15 protein-coding genes are annotated in these 15,204 nt (G+C 67.8%); 6 read left to right on the top strand and 9 right to left on the bottom strand.

Annotated features, from left to right (window positions below; genetic code table 11):
- Window positions 1–122: 122 nt before the first annotated feature.
- The 4 genes from N0B71_RS03400 to N0B71_RS03385 form a co-directional block, all read right to left on the bottom strand.
- Entirely contained in the window at window positions 123–2,204 is a 2,082-nt protein-coding gene (locus N0B71_RS03400) for a putative bifunctional diguanylate cyclase/phosphodiesterase (RefSeq protein ID WP_259757303.1), read from the bottom strand.
- A gap of 190 nt (window positions 2,205–2,394) precedes the next feature.
- Complete coding sequence (gene sodB / locus N0B71_RS03395) at window positions 2,395–2,976, bottom strand: superoxide dismutase [Fe] (RefSeq protein WP_024762591.1); 582 nt, start codon at window positions 2,974–2,976, stop codon at window positions 2,395–2,397.
- A gap of 322 nt (window positions 2,977–3,298) precedes the next feature.
- Window positions 3,299–3,901, bottom strand: coding sequence for a LysE/ArgO family amino acid transporter (locus N0B71_RS03390; RefSeq protein WP_259757301.1), 603 nt, complete (start codon window positions 3,899–3,901; stop codon window positions 3,299–3,301).
- A gap of 3 nt (window positions 3,902–3,904) precedes the next feature.
- Window positions 3,905–4,309, bottom strand: coding sequence for an ACT domain-containing protein (locus tag N0B71_RS03385; protein WP_259757300.1), 405 nt, complete (start codon window positions 4,307–4,309; stop codon window positions 3,905–3,907).
- Window positions 4,310–4,401: 92 nt separating this feature from the next.
- Between N0B71_RS03385 and N0B71_RS03380 the strand changes: the two genes are divergently transcribed.
- A complete protein-coding gene (locus N0B71_RS03380) occupies window positions 4,402–5,307 on the top strand; it encodes a LysR family transcriptional regulator ArgP (protein WP_259759468.1) in 906 nt (301 codons plus the stop codon).
- Here N0B71_RS03380 and N0B71_RS03375 read toward each other — a convergent pair.
- On the bottom strand, window positions 5,294–6,355 hold the full coding sequence (locus N0B71_RS03375; RefSeq protein ID WP_259757299.1) for a saccharopine dehydrogenase family protein: 1,062 nt from the start codon (window positions 6,353–6,355) through the stop codon (window positions 5,294–5,296). The two genes, N0B71_RS03380 and N0B71_RS03375, sit on opposite strands and share 14 nt — an antisense overlap.
- 194 nt (window positions 6,356–6,549) lie before the next feature.
- Between N0B71_RS03375 and N0B71_RS03370 the strand changes: the two genes are divergently transcribed.
- On the top strand, window positions 6,550–7,539 hold the full coding sequence (locus N0B71_RS03370; RefSeq protein WP_259757298.1) for an NAD-dependent epimerase/dehydratase family protein: 990 nt from the start codon (window positions 6,550–6,552) through the stop codon (window positions 7,537–7,539).
- 113 nt (window positions 7,540–7,652) lie between these two features.
- Here the strand turns inward: N0B71_RS03370 and N0B71_RS03365 are convergent, their stop codons facing one another.
- Entirely contained in the window at window positions 7,653–7,943 is a 291-nt protein-coding gene (locus tag N0B71_RS03365) for a hypothetical protein (protein WP_259759467.1), read from the bottom strand.
- A 266-nt stretch (window positions 7,944–8,209) separates the two neighbouring features.
- Between N0B71_RS03365 and N0B71_RS03360 the strand changes: the two genes are divergently transcribed.
- The 4 genes from N0B71_RS03360 (at window position 8,210) to N0B71_RS03345 (ending at window position 12,028) form a co-directional block, all read left to right on the top strand.
- The gene (locus N0B71_RS03360) at window positions 8,210–9,049 is read left to right on the top strand and encodes an ATPase (RefSeq protein ID WP_259757297.1); all 840 of its coding nucleotides are present in this window, start codon (window positions 8,210–8,212) and stop codon (window positions 9,047–9,049) included.
- A 181-nt stretch (window positions 9,050–9,230) separates the two neighbouring features.
- Entirely contained in the window at window positions 9,231–9,458 is a 228-nt protein-coding gene (feoA, locus tag N0B71_RS03355; RefSeq protein ID WP_259757296.1) for a ferrous iron transporter A, read from the top strand.
- A gap of 6 nt (window positions 9,459–9,464) precedes the next feature.
- Window positions 9,465–11,759 carry a Fe(2+) transporter permease subunit FeoB gene (gene feoB / locus N0B71_RS03350; protein WP_259757295.1) on the top strand — a complete coding sequence of 765 codons (2,295 nt, stop codon included), beginning with the start codon at window positions 9,465–9,467 and terminating at the stop codon, window positions 11,757–11,759.
- Window positions 11,759–12,028 (top strand): FeoC-like transcriptional regulator, encoded by a 270-nt coding sequence (locus tag N0B71_RS03345; RefSeq protein ID WP_259757294.1) that lies wholly within the window; start codon window positions 11,759–11,761, stop codon window positions 12,026–12,028. The genes feoB and N0B71_RS03345 overlap by 1 nt, the downstream gene beginning before the upstream one ends.
- 565 nt (window positions 12,029–12,593) lie before the next feature.
- Here N0B71_RS03345 and N0B71_RS03340 read toward each other — a convergent pair.
- Genes N0B71_RS03340 through N0B71_RS03330 form a run of 3 tightly spaced genes read right to left on the bottom strand, consistent with a single transcriptional unit; the run spans window position 12,594 to window position 15,198 of the window.
- Window positions 12,594–13,643 (bottom strand): alkene reductase, encoded by a 1,050-nt coding sequence (locus tag N0B71_RS03340; protein WP_259757293.1) that lies wholly within the window; start codon window positions 13,641–13,643, stop codon window positions 12,594–12,596.
- A 30-nt stretch (window positions 13,644–13,673) separates the two neighbouring features.
- Window positions 13,674–14,837, bottom strand: coding sequence for an MFS transporter (locus N0B71_RS03335; protein ID WP_259757292.1), 1,164 nt, complete (start codon window positions 14,835–14,837; stop codon window positions 13,674–13,676).
- Window positions 14,838–14,883: 46 nt separating this feature from the next.
- Window positions 14,884–15,198: an ArsR/SmtB family transcription factor gene (locus N0B71_RS03330; protein WP_259759466.1), complete on the bottom strand. Its 315-nt coding sequence runs from the start codon at window positions 15,196–15,198 to the stop codon at window positions 14,884–14,886.
- Between the last annotated feature and the right edge of the window lie 6 nt (window positions 15,199–15,204).

The raw sequence follows: 15,204 nt of genomic DNA, 5'->3' as shown, positions 1-15,204 counted from the left end.
CGAGCTTGCTCGCGAACAGCCCCAGCGCCGGTGCCATGCGGTTCGCGAGCAATAACGATGGCGTCCCCCTCGCTCCTACAGGGGATTCGGCGCAGGGGGAGGGCGTTATTTGCCCAAGGAGCTCAATGCCGCTCGACCGACCCGTTGGGATTGCCGCCGGCCGCTTCGGCCAGGCGCCGCGCCTGCTTGAGGTAGAGGGTCAGCTCGCGGGCCGGCAGCGGCTTGCTGTAGAGGTAGCCCTGACCTTCGTGGCAGCCCTGGGCGATGATGTACGCCTCCTGCTCGACCGTCTCCACGCCCTCAGCGATCACCTGCATGCCGAGGCTCTTGCCCAGCTGGATGATGGCCCGAACGATGGTGGCGTCGTCGTCGTCCAGCAGCAGGTCCTGGACGAAACTCTTGTCGATCTTGATCTTGTCCAGCGGCAGGCTCTTCAGGTAGCTCAGCGACGAGTAGCCGGTGCCGAAGTCGTCGATGGCGATCAAGGCGCCGGCGCGGCGCAGGCTGAGCAGGTGCTGGGCGGCGGTGGAGATGTCCTCCATCAGGCCGGTCTCGGTGACTTCCAGCTCCAGCGAGCGCGGCGGCAGGCGGTGCATCTGCAACAGGTTGCTGACCACCCGCGGCAGGGCGTTGTGGCGCAGTTGCACGGTGGACAGGTTGACCGCCAGGCGCAGGTCGTCGAAGCCCTGGTCGTGCCATTCGCGTAACTGGCGGCAGGACTGGTCGAGCACCCATTCGCCGATGCTGAAGATGCTGCCGTTCTGCTCCGCCAGCGGAATGAACAGGTCCGGCGCGACCCAGCCCTGGGTCGGGTGCTGCCAGCGCAGCAGCGCCTCGACGCCGACCACGCGGTGATCGCGGTAGTCCACCTGCGGCTGGTAGACCAGGTGCAGCTCGCTGCGCGCCAGGGCTTCGCGCAGGTCCTTCTCCAGTTCGCGGCGACGGCGCATCTCGCTGTCGACGCTGGCGATGTAGAACTGGTAGCGGTTGCGCGAGCGGCTCTTGGCCAGGGTCATGGTCTGCTCGGCTTTCTGCAGCAGCTTCTCGGTGGTTTCGCCGTCCTCGGGGAACAGGGTGATGCCGATGGTGGCGCGCAGGTGCACCAGGTGCTGGTCGAGTTCGAAGGGCGCTTCCAGGTCGTCGAGTATCTGCTGGGCCAGCTCCGCCGCTTCGTAGGGTTGCTCGATGTCGGCCTGGACCAGGGCGAACTGGTCGCCACCCAGCCGCGCCAGGGCGCCGAGGTGGGCGCTGCGGGTGCGCAGGCGGTCGGCGAGGGCGATCAGCAACTGGTCGCCGAACTGGTAGCTGTATTGCTCGTTGATGCCCTTGAAGTCATCCAGGCCCAGGCACAGCACGGCGACCCGGCGTTGCAGGCGCGAGGCGCCCTCCAGGATCTGGTCCAGGCGCTGTTGCAGCAGCTTGCGGTTGGGCAGGCCGGTGAGGAAGTCGTACTGCGAGATGCGCAGCAGGCTGTCCTCGGCTTCGCGGCGCAGGTGGCCGTTGCGCTCGATGGAGGCCAGCAACTGGTTGGCGGTGGTGACCCACAGGCCCAGTTCGTCCTTCTCGTGGCCGTCGGGCATCGGCAGCTTGTGCTGGCTGGGGCGGTCCGGGTTGATCGAAGCCAGGTGCTCGATGATCTTCGACAGCGGCTTGGTCAGCAGCCAGTGGTAGACCATGAACAGCACCAGGCTCAGGGCCATGGCGCGGAGGATGCCGGAGATGAAGATGATCACCGAGGTGGCGACGAAGTCGTCGCCATAGGGCGCGGTGTCGAGGGTGATCTTCAGGTCGCCGTAGTATTCGTTGGAGCCGCCACGGCCGGCGAGGCGGATCGAGTAGTTCTGCTCGGCGCCGAGAATCGGGTCGGTCAGCCAGCGGGTGGTGGAATCCAGCAGCGGGCGGGATTTCTCCGCGAGCATGGGTTCGTCAGGGTGGCCGATGGCGGCATAGCGCACGGCTTCATGCTGGAACAGCCCTTCGAGGACCTGCATCGCCATGTCGCGGTCGAGGCTGTAGACGGCCTGGGTGGACGGGTCGCGGACCATCGCCAGGATGCGCTGGGCATCGTTGTGCACGGCCTGGCGCGCCTTGTGGGCGTCATAGATGATCTGGGCACAGCTCAGGACTACCCCGACCACGAGGGCCGCGAGCAATACCATACGCAGCAGCTTGAAGGAGAGGCTGTGCCGGGGATCCAGTTTCAAGGGCGTTCCTTGTTTCCGCCAGGGGCGAACGACTGGGGGTGAGTATTGGCAATTGGCGCAGTGACGTCAAAGGGCCATCGTCGTGTTTCTTGACTGTACGGCCTTTCAGGTTAGCTGACACGAAAGTGTTACGCGCCCTTTACGAAAAAACCCGGCGCGGGCCGGGTTTTTCGTATCAAGCGGGGTACGTTCAGGCAGCGAACTGCTCAGCCACGAAGTCCCAGTTGACCAGGTTCCAGAACGCCTCGACGTACTTCGGACGCAGGTTGCGGTAGTCGATGTAGTAGGCGTGTTCCCAGACGTCGCAGGTCAGCAGCGGGGTGTCGCCGCTGGTCAGCGGGCAGCCGGCGCCGATGGTGCTGGCCAGGGCCAGGGAGCCGTCTGCTTTCTTCACCAGCCAGCCCCAGCCGGAGCCGAAGGTGCCGATGGAGGTCTTGCTGAACTCTTCCTTGAACTTGTCGAAGGAACCGAAGGCCGCGTTGATGGCGTCTGCCAGGGCGCCGGTGGGCTGGCCACCGCCGTTGGGGCTCAGGCAGTTCCAGTAGAAGGTGTGGTTCCACACCTGGGCGGCGTTGTTGAAGATGCCGCCGGAAGAGGTCTTGACGATGTCTTCCAGGCTCTTGCCTTCGAACTCGGTACCCGGAACCAGGTTGTTCAGGTTCACGACGTAGGTGTTGTGGTGCTTGTCGTGGTGGTATTCCAGGGTTTCCGCGGAAATGTGCGGCTCAAGGGCGTTCTTCGCGTAAGGCAGCGGCGGCAATTCGAAAGCCATGGTCTCTCTCCTATCTCACTCAGTCTGGGCTAGCGCGACGAGCGCGCGACCGGTACACGGGGCCGGTTCGATGTTTGTCGCGGCATCCGGGCGTAGCTGCAATGCGCCCCTCAGGGGGCCGGCAGCGCGCCAGTTGCGTCCGGCAGGCTCAGAGCCCGCTGGCGCCACGAAGGTCCGATCATAGCACCCGACCTGTGGCATATCCACGCAGCAACTGTAGGGGCAAAGGCCCTGCGCAGCGGTCTGCGTCGGAGCGCGGCATTCACTATGCACTGACCCGGATGACGGATCGTCGTTCGCATTGCTTCGCCGGCTGCCGTTGTCAGCCGGCGAAGACCAGTTGCGCGGCCATGCCCAGCATCATCACCGCGACCATCAGGTCCACCAGGCGCCAGGTCGCCGGCCGCGCGAGCCACGGCGCCAGCCAGGCGGCGCCCAGGGCGAGGGTGAAGAACCACAGCAGCGACGCGCTGGCCGCGCCCATGGCGTAGGCGCCAGGGGCTGCCTGCTGGGCGCCGAGGGAGCCGATCAGCAGCACGGTGTCGAGGTAGACGTGGGGGTTGAGCAGGGTCACCGCCAGGGCCGCCATCAGCACGGTGCGGCGCGAGCGCGGGCCGGTTTCCCGGGCATCGGCCATGGCTTCGGGTGCGACTGCACGACGCAGCGCCTTGAGGCCGTACCAGACCAGGAAGGTGACGCCGCCCCAACGGGCGATGGCCAGCAGCGTCGGGTTCTCGGCCAGCACCTTGGCCAGGCCGAACACGCCGGCGCTGACCAGGATGGCGTCGCACAGCACGCACAGCGCGGCGACCGACAGGTGATGCTCGCGGCGCAGGCTCTGGGCGAGGACGAAGGCATTCTGCGCGCCGATGGCGATGATCAGGCCGGCGGCGACCAGCACGCCGTTGAAGTAGCTCTGCCACATGGTTCAGGCCTCCGGGTTCAGTGCGAGTGCGCGCAGGGCTTCGAGCGCGCGTGGGCCGTCGGCGTGGGCGACGAACAGGTGGTCGTGGTACCAGGCGGCAATCACGTTGCAACTGATCCCGGCCTTCGCCAGGACGCCGGCCACCGCGGCGGTGAGGCCCACCGCCTGCAGCGCCGAATGCACCTCCAGGGTCAGCCAGGCGGCGACGTAGTCGAACGCCAGCCCGGCCCGTTCGGCCTCGGCGCGCGGCAGGATCAGCGTCAGCCCTTCGCGTTCGCGGAAGCTGCCCAGCGCTTGCAGGCCGGCCGGCAGCTGGCCGTCGGGCAGGGTGCAGAACACGTACTCACCGTCGTTGAGTACCGGAGTCATGTCGCGCAGCAGCGCGGCCAGGGAGGTTTCGCCAGCCATGTGGAATCCATCGGCAGAGGAGGAATGCTGGCGATTGTCCGGTGTTGGCCTGTATAAGAAAAACCAATACTGCTGATATCTCATTAGGGAAACTGATCATGTTCGACTACAAGCTGCTCGCCGCCCTGGCCGCCGTGGTGGAGCAGGGCGGTTTCGAGCGCGGTGCCCAGGTGCTGGGGCTGTCGCAATCCGCCATCTCCCAGCGCATCAAGCTGCTCGAGGCGCGGGTGGGGCAGCCGGTGCTGGTGCGCGCGGCGCGGCCGCAGCCCACCGACCTGGGCCAGCGCCTGCTCAACCATGTGCAGCAGGTGCGCCTGCTGGAGGGCGACCTGCAGCAGTGGGTACCCGCGCTGGATGACGGCGCCGCGCCCGAACGCCTGCGCCTGGCGCTGAACGCCGACAGCCTGGCGACCTGGTGGGCCGAGGCGGTCGGTGACTTCTGCGGCGAGCGCCAGGTGTTGCTGGACCTGGTGGTGGAGGACCAGGAAGTCGGCCTCAAGCGCATGCGCGCCGGCGAGGTGGCCGGCTGCGTCTGCGCCAGTCCCCGCCCCGTGGCCGGCGGCCGGTGCGAGCCGCTGGGCGCGATGCGGTACCGCGGGCTGGCCAGCCCGGCGTTCGTCGCCCGGCACTTCCCCCAGGGCGTGACGCCGGCCGGGCTGGTGCGCGCCCCGGCGATCGTCTATGGCCCGGACGATCAACTGCAGCACCGCTACCTGAAGAACCTGGGCGTCGATGGTCACTTCAGCTACCACCTGTGCCCGTCGTCGGAAGGCTTCGTGCGCATGACCAGCGGCGGCCTCGGCTGGGGCCTGGTGCCCGAGCAGCAGGTGCACGGCGAGCTGCAACGCGGCGAACTGGTGGACATGCTGCCGGGGCAGGCGATCGACGTGCCCTTGTACTGGCACCACTGGCGCAACGGCGGCGAGTTGCTCGCCGCGCTGACCCGGCACCTGCTGGCGAAGGCGCCGGGGCTGCTGGTGCCGATCAGCCGCGAATGACGATGCTGCCGCTACCGGGCAACTGCTCGATGCAGCGGGCGCCGAAGAGCGTGGAGGGGGTGAAGTAGCCGACCGTGTTCGGGTTGGCCTGCAGGTGGCGCACCGCGAAGAGCACACCGTGGAGGGTCACGTCGTAGCCGTTGGCGGTTTCCAGCCGTGCGGTGCGACGCTCGCCCCGGGCGTTGCGCACTTCGCCCCAGACCCAGGTGCGCAGCTTGCTGCGGGCCAGTTCGTCGGGGCCGTGGACGCGCTTGTCCACCTGCTGCTTGAGCCAGTCCTGCACCCGGTCGCGGCCCAGCAGCGGGCGCAGGCCGTCCATGAGGCGCATGCCGAGGGCGGCGGCGGGCGGCACCGGCAGGTAGACCTCGATGTCGCCGATGCCGGTGGTGTAGTAGGCCGTCGCCACGTCACCCCAGGGGATGGTCACCGCGTGCTTGAGGCCGCGGCCGAAGTCGATGTCGCGGCGCTTGTAGCCCAGCGGCACGTCACGCAGGCGCCCGGCCTCGCGCACCTTGCCGCCCAGCTTGAGGCCTTCCACGGTGGTCTTGGCGGTGCCCGGCGACAGGCCGCTGCCGCTGTCGAAGCCCAGCGCCAGGTGGGTGGCATCGGGCAGGGCCTGCTTCAGGCAGGCGGCGACGCAGTCGGTAGGAATCACGTCGAAGCCGACGCCGGGGCAGACCGCCACGCCCGCCGCGCGCGCCACGTCGTCTAGGTCGTGGGCGTACTCGAAGACGGAAATCTCGCCGGTGATGTCCACGTAGTGCGCGCCGCTGGCAATGCACGCCTCGATCATCGGTGCGGCGGTGGCGGAGAAGGGCCCGGCGCAGTTGGCGACCACGCCGACGCCGTCCAGCGCGGCCAGGGCGGCGGCGCTGTCGTTGAGGTCGAACACCCGGCATTCCAGGCCCAGGGAACTGCCCAGCGCATGCAGGCTGGCCGGGGTGCGGCCGCCGAGGATCGGCTTCAGGCCTTCGCGCTGCGCCTGCTCGGCCACCAGCCGGCCGGTGTAGCCGTTGGCGCCGTAGATCATCCAGTGGGGCTTGCTCATCATGCGGCCTCGATAGAAAGCGAAGAGTGCTTCAAGGGTAGCCGCAACCGCCCGGCGCATGTGGCCGATCATAGGTCGTGCAACCCTGGCGCAGCGGCGCGGTCTGCAAGGATTCGTTTCTGGCGTGCAAGGCCAGAGTGGTAAGGTGCGGCGCCTGCTAGAGTCGCCGGACTATAAGAACGGGAGTGGCGTGCATGAAGATTCTGGTCACCGGAGCCAGCGGGTTCATTGGCGGACGTTTTGCCCGTTTCGCCCTGGAGCAGGGGCTGGCGGTCCGGGTGAACGGACGCCGCGAGGAGGCGCTGCAACCCCTGGTGGCGCGCGGGGCGGAGTTCATCGCCGGCGACCTGTCGGACCCGGCGCTGGTACGGGCGCTGTGCAGCGACGTCGACGCCGTGGTGCATTGCGCCGGCGCGGTCGGCGTGTGGGGCAGTCGGGAGTACTTCCACCAGGCCAACGTCACCATGACCGAATCGGTGGTCGAGGCCTGCCTGAAGCAGAAGGTGCGCCGGCTGGTGCACCTGTCGTCGCCGTCGATCTATTTCGATGGCCAGGCCCACGTCGGCATCACCGAGCAGCAGGTGCCCAAGCGCTTCGCCAACCACTATGGCTCGACCAAGTACCAGTCCGAACGGGTCGCCCTTGGCGCCCAGGAGTTCGGCCTGGAAGTGCTGGCGCTGCGCCCGCGCTTCGTCACCGGCGCCGGCGACACCAGCATCTTCCCGCGGATGATCGCCGCGCACCGCAAGGGCCGCCTGCGCATCATCGGCCAGGGTCTGAACAAGGTGGACTTCACCAGCATCCAGAACCTCAACGACGCCCTGTTCGCCAGCCTGATGGCGGGGGACGAGGCGCTCGGCCAGGCCTACAACATCAGCAACGGCCAGCCGTTGCCACTGTGGGACGTGGTCAACTACGTGCTGCGCCGGCTGGACATGCCGCCGGTGGAACGGCACATGCCCTATGGGTTGGCGTACAGCCTGGCGCTGCTCAACGAGGGCGTGTGCAAGGTCCTGCCCGGCCGCCCGGAACCGACCCTGCATCGCCTGGGGATGGCGGTGATGGCCAAGGACTTCTCCCTGGACATCTCCCGCGCCCGCCAGTACCTCGACTACGACCCGCAGAACAGCCTGTGGGATGCGCTGGACGAGTTCTGCGACTGGTGGCGGCTGCGCGGTGCGTAGCGGCTGGCGCCCCCTGTAGGAGCGGGCCATGCCCGCGATGGCGCGCTCCTACAAGTCAATGCCGCAGCTGGACGGGTTCGCGAGCAAGCTCGCTCCTACAAGAAATGTCGGCGTCAGCGTGAGGGGCGGGCACCGCCGCGCAGCGGGCCGGAGTACTGCTGCTCGCCGCCGCCCTGCATCGGCAGGAAGCTTGGCTCCTGCACCACGCGGGGCAGTTGCACGCCGCTCAGCTCGCTCAGGCGCTCGCCCAGCTGGCGGGTTTCCTCCCGCGCGGAATCGGCGCAGGCGCGCAGCATGCGTTCGATGGCGTCGCTTTGCTGGTACTGGATTTCCAGTGCCTGTTCTTCACGCAGACGGCGGCGCAGTTCGCGCATGCAATCCAGGATGGCCTTGTTGAGTTCGATCACCCGACTTCCTCCCCCGCGAAGGGCGCCAACGCGGCGCCACGTACGAAGAACGGGAGCAAGGGACGTGCCACGATGTCGCAAAGCCACTATTGGCGGGTCGCCTGGGGAACTGCGCCGTCCGTCACGGGTCTTCTGTGCGCCGACGAGGTGCGCGACGCCCTGTGATGGCACGCTGCCCCCAGGCTGCTCTCTAAGAGTCATGCGAACGGATATACTGCGCCCTGCGCAGGCAACACGCCGCTTTATCCCCACAGGTTCATTCCATGCGTAACGACACGTTCGACGAATTCGATGATGTGCCCCACCTGTCCACCGATGCCGCCGACCGCGACGAGTTCGGCCATCACCCGCGCCGCGTGGTCGAGCCCAGCGGCCGCCCGCTGCCGCAGCCGGTGAAACGCGGCGGCGGTACCGGAGCGCTGTGGGCATTGGTCGCGGCCATGGCCATCGCCCTGGGCGGCGTGGGCTGGTGGAGCCACCAGCAGTTGATGCTCATGGAGCAGCAACTGATCGCCACCCAGGAAAGCTTCGCCAAGATCAGCGAGGAAGCCGCCGGTCGCCTGGATGATATTCGCGGCAAGTTCGTCGCCAACGAATCCAACGTCATGACCGACCGCGAAGCGCTGAAGTTGCAGGTCAAGCAGCTACAGGGCCGTCTCGCCGAGCAGGCCAAGGCCCAGCAGGCCTCGCTGTCGGAATTCGACGGCGCCCAGGGCAAGCGCCTGGCGCAGGTCAGCGCCGAGCTCAAGGAGCAGCAGGAAAGCGCCGCGCTGCTGATGCAGCAACTGGACGTGAAGCTCAAGGCCATCGCCGACGAGCAGGCCAAGTACAAGAACGTGCAGGCGGACCTGACCGCCGCCAACCAGCAGATCCAGGCGCTGAACACCGAGATCGCCAACCTGAAGAAGCAGGGCAACCAGAGCCAGGCGATCAAGAGTCTTCAGGACGACCTGATGCTGCTGCGCGCCGAGGTCGACGGCCGTCAGGGCCAGGCCAGCAACGACACCAAGGAGTTCGACGTGTTCCGCATCCAGGTGATGCGCAACATCAATACCCTCCAGCAACAGATGCAGAACCTCCAGCAGCAGATCAGCACCCGCTGATCCGCCCGCGGACAGGGAAAGCCCCCGCACCGAAAGGTCCGGGGGCTTTTTGATGGTCGTCCCTCTTTTGGGGTAGCGGCGGTAAAACTTGTCCTGAGTCAGTTTCCGGGGCCGCGGCGAAGCGAATAATCGCCAGCAAATGAGAGTCGTTCCGATTCTCCCTCTGCCCCGGAGACTTCCCATGCACGATCTTCAAGCGCAGCGCCGCTACCGCATCGCCGGTTACCGGCCCGGGATCGGCGCCGCGTTCCGCCAGCGCCTGTTCTCCATGGGGCTGCTGCCGGGAGCCGAACTGAAGGTGCGTCGCGTGGCGCCGCTGGGCGATCCGATACAGGTGGATACCCGCCAGTGCAGCCTGGTGCTGCGCCGCCGCGACCTGGCCTTCCTTCAGCTCGAAGCGCAGGACTGACCGGCCATGGAGGAGCTGCGCATCGGCCTCATCGGCAACCCCAACGCGGGCAAGACCACCCTGTTCAACCAGCTCACCGGCGCGCGCCAGCGCGTCGGCAACTGGGCCGGCGTCACCGTCGAACGCAAGGAAGGGAGCTTCCGCACGCCGCGCCACCACGTGCGCCTGGTGGATTTGCCCGGCACCTACTCGCTGACCACGCTGTCCGCCCAGGCCTCGCTGGACGAGCAGATCGCCCGCCGCTGCATCGTCGATGGCGAGGTGGATGTGCTGGTCAACGTGGTGGACGCCACCAACCTGGAGCGCAACCTCTACCTCACCGTGCAGTTGCGCGAGCTGGGCCTGCCCTGCGTGGTGGCGCTGAACATGCTGGACATCGCCCGCAGCCAGGGCCTGGCCATCGACCGCGAGGCGCTGGCGCGGGAACTGGGTTGCCCGGTGGTGCCGCTGGTGTCGACCCGTGGCGAAGGCATCGACGCGCTGAAGCAGGCCATCGACGAGGTCAGCGCCCAGCCGCCGCTGCAGGTGCCGTATCCCGCCGCCCTGCGCAACGCCGTCAGCCAACTGCTGCCGGCCGATGCGCCGCCGGCCCTGGCGTGGCTGGGCCTGCTGGCGCTGGAGGGCGATTTGCACAGTGCCCGGCAGCTCAAGCTGGACCCGGCGAGCCTGCTGGCCGCGCGCGACGCCATCCGCTGCGCCTGCGGCGAAGACCCCGAACTGCTCCTGGTGGACGCGCGCTACCGGCTGATCGGCGACCTCTGCGAGCGCGCCAGCAACCACCGCGAGGCGGCGCCGCATCGCCTGACCCAGGTGCTCGACAGCATCGCGCTGAACCGCTGGCTGGGCATCCCGGTGTTTCTCCTGGTGATGTACCTGATGTTCTTCTTCGCCATCACCCTGGGCGGCGCGTTGCAGCCGATCTTCGACCAGGGCTCCTCGGCGCTCTTCATCGATGGCATCCAGTGGCTGGGCGTCCGCACCGGCGCGCCGGACTGGCTCACCGCGCTGCTGGCCCAGGGCCTGGGCGGCGGCATCAATGCGGTGCTGCCGCTGATCCCGCAGATCGGCCTGATGTACCTGTTCCTCGCCGTGCTCGAAGACTCCGGCTACATGGCTCGCGCCGCCTTCGTCATGGACCGCCTGATGCAGGCCCTCGGCCTGCCGGGCAAATCCTTCGTGCCGCTGATCGTCGGCTTCGGCTGCAACGTGCCGTCGATCATGGGCACCCGCACCCTGGACAACCCGCGCGAACGACTGATGACGTCGATGATGGCGCCGTTCATGTCCTGCGGCGCGCGGCTGGCGATCTTCGCCGTGTTCGCCGCGGCATTCTTCGGCCAGCACGGCGCGCTGGCGATCTTCTCGCTGTACCTGCTGGGCATCGTCGTGGCGGTGCTCACCGGCCTGCTGCTCAAGCACACGCTGATGCGCGGCGAGGCGTCGCCGTTCGTCATGGAGCTGCCGCTGTACCACGTGCCGCACCTGCGCAGCCTGCTGCTGCAGACCTGGATGCGCCTGCGCGCCTTCGTGGTCCGCGCCGGGACGGTGATCATCCTGGTCAGCCTGGTGATCGGCGGCCTCAACAGCATCACCCTCGAGGGCCGTCCGGTACGAGGCGACATCGCCGACTCGGCGCTGGCCAGCCTCAGCCACCAGGTCACCCCACTGCTGGCACCCATGGGCGTGCACCCGGACAACTGGCAGGCCACGGTCGGCCTGGTCACCGGCGCGCTGGCCAAGGAAGTGGTGGTCGGCACGTTGAACACCCTGTACACCGCCGAGCACATCCAGGGCGAGCCCTTCGATGCCGACGCCTACGACCCCTGGAGCCAGTTGAAGCAGGCCGGCGCGGACACGCTGGAAGGGCTGCGCCATGCCTTCAGTCTCAGCGTGCTGGCCAACCCGGTGGCCGCGAGCATGGCCGACGGCGAGATGCAGGAAGGCTCCATGGGCACCTTCGCCGCCAAGTTCGGCAGCGCCCTGGCCGCCTACAGCTACCTGGTGTTCGTGCTGCTCTACGTGCCCTGCGTGGCGACGCTTGGCGCGCTGACCCGCGAGAGCGGCCGCGGCTGGATGACCTTCGCGGTGTTCTGGGGCCTGAACGTGGCGTACTCGCTGGCGACCCTCTGCTATCAGGTGTTCAGCTTCGCCGAGCATCCCCGGTACAGCGCCGTGGCCATCGGCCTGGTGCTGGCGTTCAACCTGGTGCTGTTCCTGATTTTGCGCCGGGTCGGCCGGCATGGCCTGGCGCTGGACGGCGAGCGCGACCTGCGCCCGGCGCCGGCGGGGAGCTGCCACTGATGGCCACGGCCATCGCGCTGCGCGACCTGCTCGGCGAACTGGGCGAGGCGGACGTGCCGACCCTGGCCCGACGCCTCGGCGCCTCCCAGGCCCTGCTCGACGCGCTGCTGGAGCGGCTGCTGGCAATGGGCGTGGTGGAAAGGATCGCGCCCGCGCCGGCAGCCTGCGGGAGCTGCAAGGGCTGCGGGGAAACGACGCGGTGCGCGCCGGCGGGGTATCGCTTGGCCGGACGCAACGGTGCCATGCCACTGCGCTGGATCACGACCTGACAGAGGACTGCCTTTCGTAGGAGCGAGCTTGCTCGCGAACGCGCCCAGCTCCGAAGCCGAGAGGTTCGCGAGCAAGCTCGCTCCTACAGCAACCGAACCGGCAACACCGAACTTCCTTGTAGGAGCGGGCCATGCCCGCGATCGCGCGCACGGCGCGCTCCTACAGGTCGGCTGCGAATTTGCAGAAACTCAGGATGGGTGGATCTCAAGCGATACCCCTACGGCCGGTACCACATGAGTGATGGGTATCGCTGCGCTCCACGCCATCCTACGTCCAGCAATCCGGCCGGAGCGGGCCGTCCGGCCAGCACCTGTCAACATCCAACCCGGCGGCTTTTCGTAGGAGCGAGCTTGCTCGCGAACGCGCCCAGCTCCGAAGCCGAGAGGTTCGCGAGCAAGCTCGCTCCTACAGCAACCGGCAACACCGAACTTCCCTTGTAGGCGCAGGCCATGCCCGCGATCGCGCGCACGGCGCGCTCCCACAGGTCGGCTGCGGTTCTTCAGGGCAATAAAAAAGGGCGCCTCCAAGGAAGGCGCCCTTTTCATCGCGGCAGGAAACCGCCCCTTACAGGCGCGGATAGTCCAGGTAGCCGACCGGGCCCTTGCCGTAGAAGGTTTCCGGGTGCGGTTCGTTCCAGGGAGCGTCCTTCTGCAGGCGGGTCACCAGGTCCGGGTTGGCGATGAACGGGATGCCGAAGGCAACCGCATCAGCCTTGCCGCTTTCCAGCCACTGGGTGGCGGATTCCTTGGTGAAGCGCTCGTTGGCGATGTACACGCCGCCGAAGATTTCCTTCAGTTTCGGGCCGATGCTGTCGTCAGCGGCCTTTTCGCGGGTGCAGATGAACGCCACGCCGCGCTTGCCCAGCTCGCGGGCCACGTAGCCGAAGGTGGCCAGCGGATCGGCATCGCCCATGTCGTGGGAGTCCATGCGCGGTGCCAGGTGCACGCCCACGCGGCCGGCGCCCCACACGCCGATGGCGGCGTCGGTGACTTCCAGCAGCAGGCGCGCACGGTTCTCGATGGAGCCGCCGTACTGGTCGGTGCGCTGGTTGGTGCTGCTCTGCAGGAACTGGTCGAGCAGATAGCCGTTGGCGCCGTGGATTTCCACGCCGTCGAAACCGGCGGCCTTGGCGTTCTCGGCGCCCTGGCGGTAGGCCTCGACGATGTCGGCGATCTCTTCGGTTTCCAGCGCGCGCGGGGTGACGAACTCCTTGATCGGGCGCACCAGGCTGACGTGGCCGGCCGGCTTGATGGCGCTCGGCGCCACCGGCAGCTCACCGTTCAGGTACAGCGGGTCGGAAATGCGGCCCACGTGCCACAGCTGCAGGAAGATGCGGCCACCGTTGGCGTGCACGGCCTTGGTGACGTTGGTCCAGCCGCGTACCTGGTCGTCGGACCAGATGCCGGGGGTGTCCGGGTAGCCGACGCCCATCGGGGTCACCGAGGTGGCTTCGCTGAGGATCAGGCCGGCGTCGGCGCGCTGGGTGTAGTACTCGGCCATCAGCGCGTTGGGCACACGGCCTTCGTCGGCGCGGCAACGGGTCAGCGGGGCCATGACGATGCGGTTGGGCAGTTCCAGGTCACCGATGACGATGGGGTCGAAAAGCGTGGTCATTGCGTTACTCCGGGGCGTGAGGGTAGAGGATCAATCGAGGACAGGTTGGGGCTGGTTGGGTTTGCCGCTGAAGGCGATCATCACCGCGATCAGCGCGAGGACGGAGAGCACGGCGCCGGCCAGGGGCACGCGGGTCAGGCCCAGGCTGTGGTCGATGACGCTGCCGCCGACCCAGGCGCCGATGGCATTGCCGACGTTGAAGGCGCCGATGTTCAGGGTGGCGACCAGGTTCGGCGCGGCGCCGCCGACGCGCACCACGTTCACCTGCAAAGCCGGCACGGCGGCGAAGGCGGCGGCAGCCCAGATGAACAGGGTGATCTCGGCCGGCACCAGCGCGGCGCTGGTCCAGCTCAGCGCGGTGGACACCACCGCCATGACGGCGAACACGCCGGCCAGGGTGGTGCCCAGGCGCCAGTCGGCGAGGCGGCCGCCGATGATGTTGCCCAGGGTCAGGCCCAGGCCGATCAGCACCAGGCTCCAGGTGATGCCGCGCGGCGAGACCCGCGTGACTTCGCCCAGCAGCGGCGCGACGTAGGTGAACAAGGCGAAGACGGCCGCCGAGAACAGTACGGTGGTGCCCAGTGCGAGCCACAGCGGGCCGTTGCGCAGCGCGGCGACTTCCTTGCGCATGTCCACCGCTTCTTCATCGTTGTTGCGGGGCAGCACGCGCCACAGGCCGATCAGAGCCGCCACGCCAATCAGCGTCACCACCCAGAACGGCGAGCGCCAGCCGGCGATCTGGCCCAGCGCGGTGCCGGCCGGCACGCCCAGCACGTTGGCCAGGGTCAGGCCGGTGAACATCAGGGCCACGGCAGAAGCCTTGCGGTTGGCCGGCACCAGGCTGGCTGCGACCACCGAGCCGATGCCGAAGAAGGCGCCATGGCAGAGCGCGGTGATGATCCGCGCCAGCATCAGCAGGCCGTAGTTGGCGGCTACCGCGCAGAGCAGGTTGCCGAGGATGAAGATGCCCATGAGCATCAGCAGGGCGGTCTTGCGCGGCAGGCGGGCGGTGAGCAGGGCCATGATCGGCGCGCCGATGGCGACGCTGAAGGCATAGCCGCTGACCAGCCAGCCGGCGGCCGGGATGGTGACGGACAGGTCGCCCGCGACCTCGGGCAGCAGGCCCATGATCACGAATTCCGTGGTGCCGATGGCAAACGCGGACAAAGCGAGGACGAGAAGCGAAGTGGGCATGCGCCTGCTCCTGGAAGTGGAAGTTGTCTTGGCTGGCAGTAGCCGGTTACAGCGCTTCGCTCAGGTGGCGAACAAAGGCCCGGATGGTTTCTTCATTGCGTTTGAAGAAGTTCCACTGGCCGACTTTTCGACTGGTCACCAGGCCCGCGCGCTGGAGGGTGGCCAGATGCGCGGAGACGGTGGATTGCGACAGGCCGGTGCGCTGGTCGAACTTGCCGGCGCAGACGCCGATCTCGAAGGACTGGTGTTCCTGCTCGACGAAGAACTGCTCCGGATCCTTGAGCCAGTGCAGCATGTCGCGCCGCACCGGGTGGGCCAGGGCCTTGAAGATTTCGTCGAGGTCGATGCCAGGATCGAGCATGGGTTG

The sequence above is a fragment of the Pseudomonas sp. GCEP-101 genome (assembly GCF_025133575.1).
Taxonomy (GTDB): Bacteria; Pseudomonadota; Gammaproteobacteria; order Pseudomonadales; family Pseudomonadaceae; genus Pseudomonas; species Pseudomonas nitroreducens_B.
Note: the sequence above shows the minus strand (reverse complement) of the source record. Positions and strands in the feature narration are given on the sequence as shown.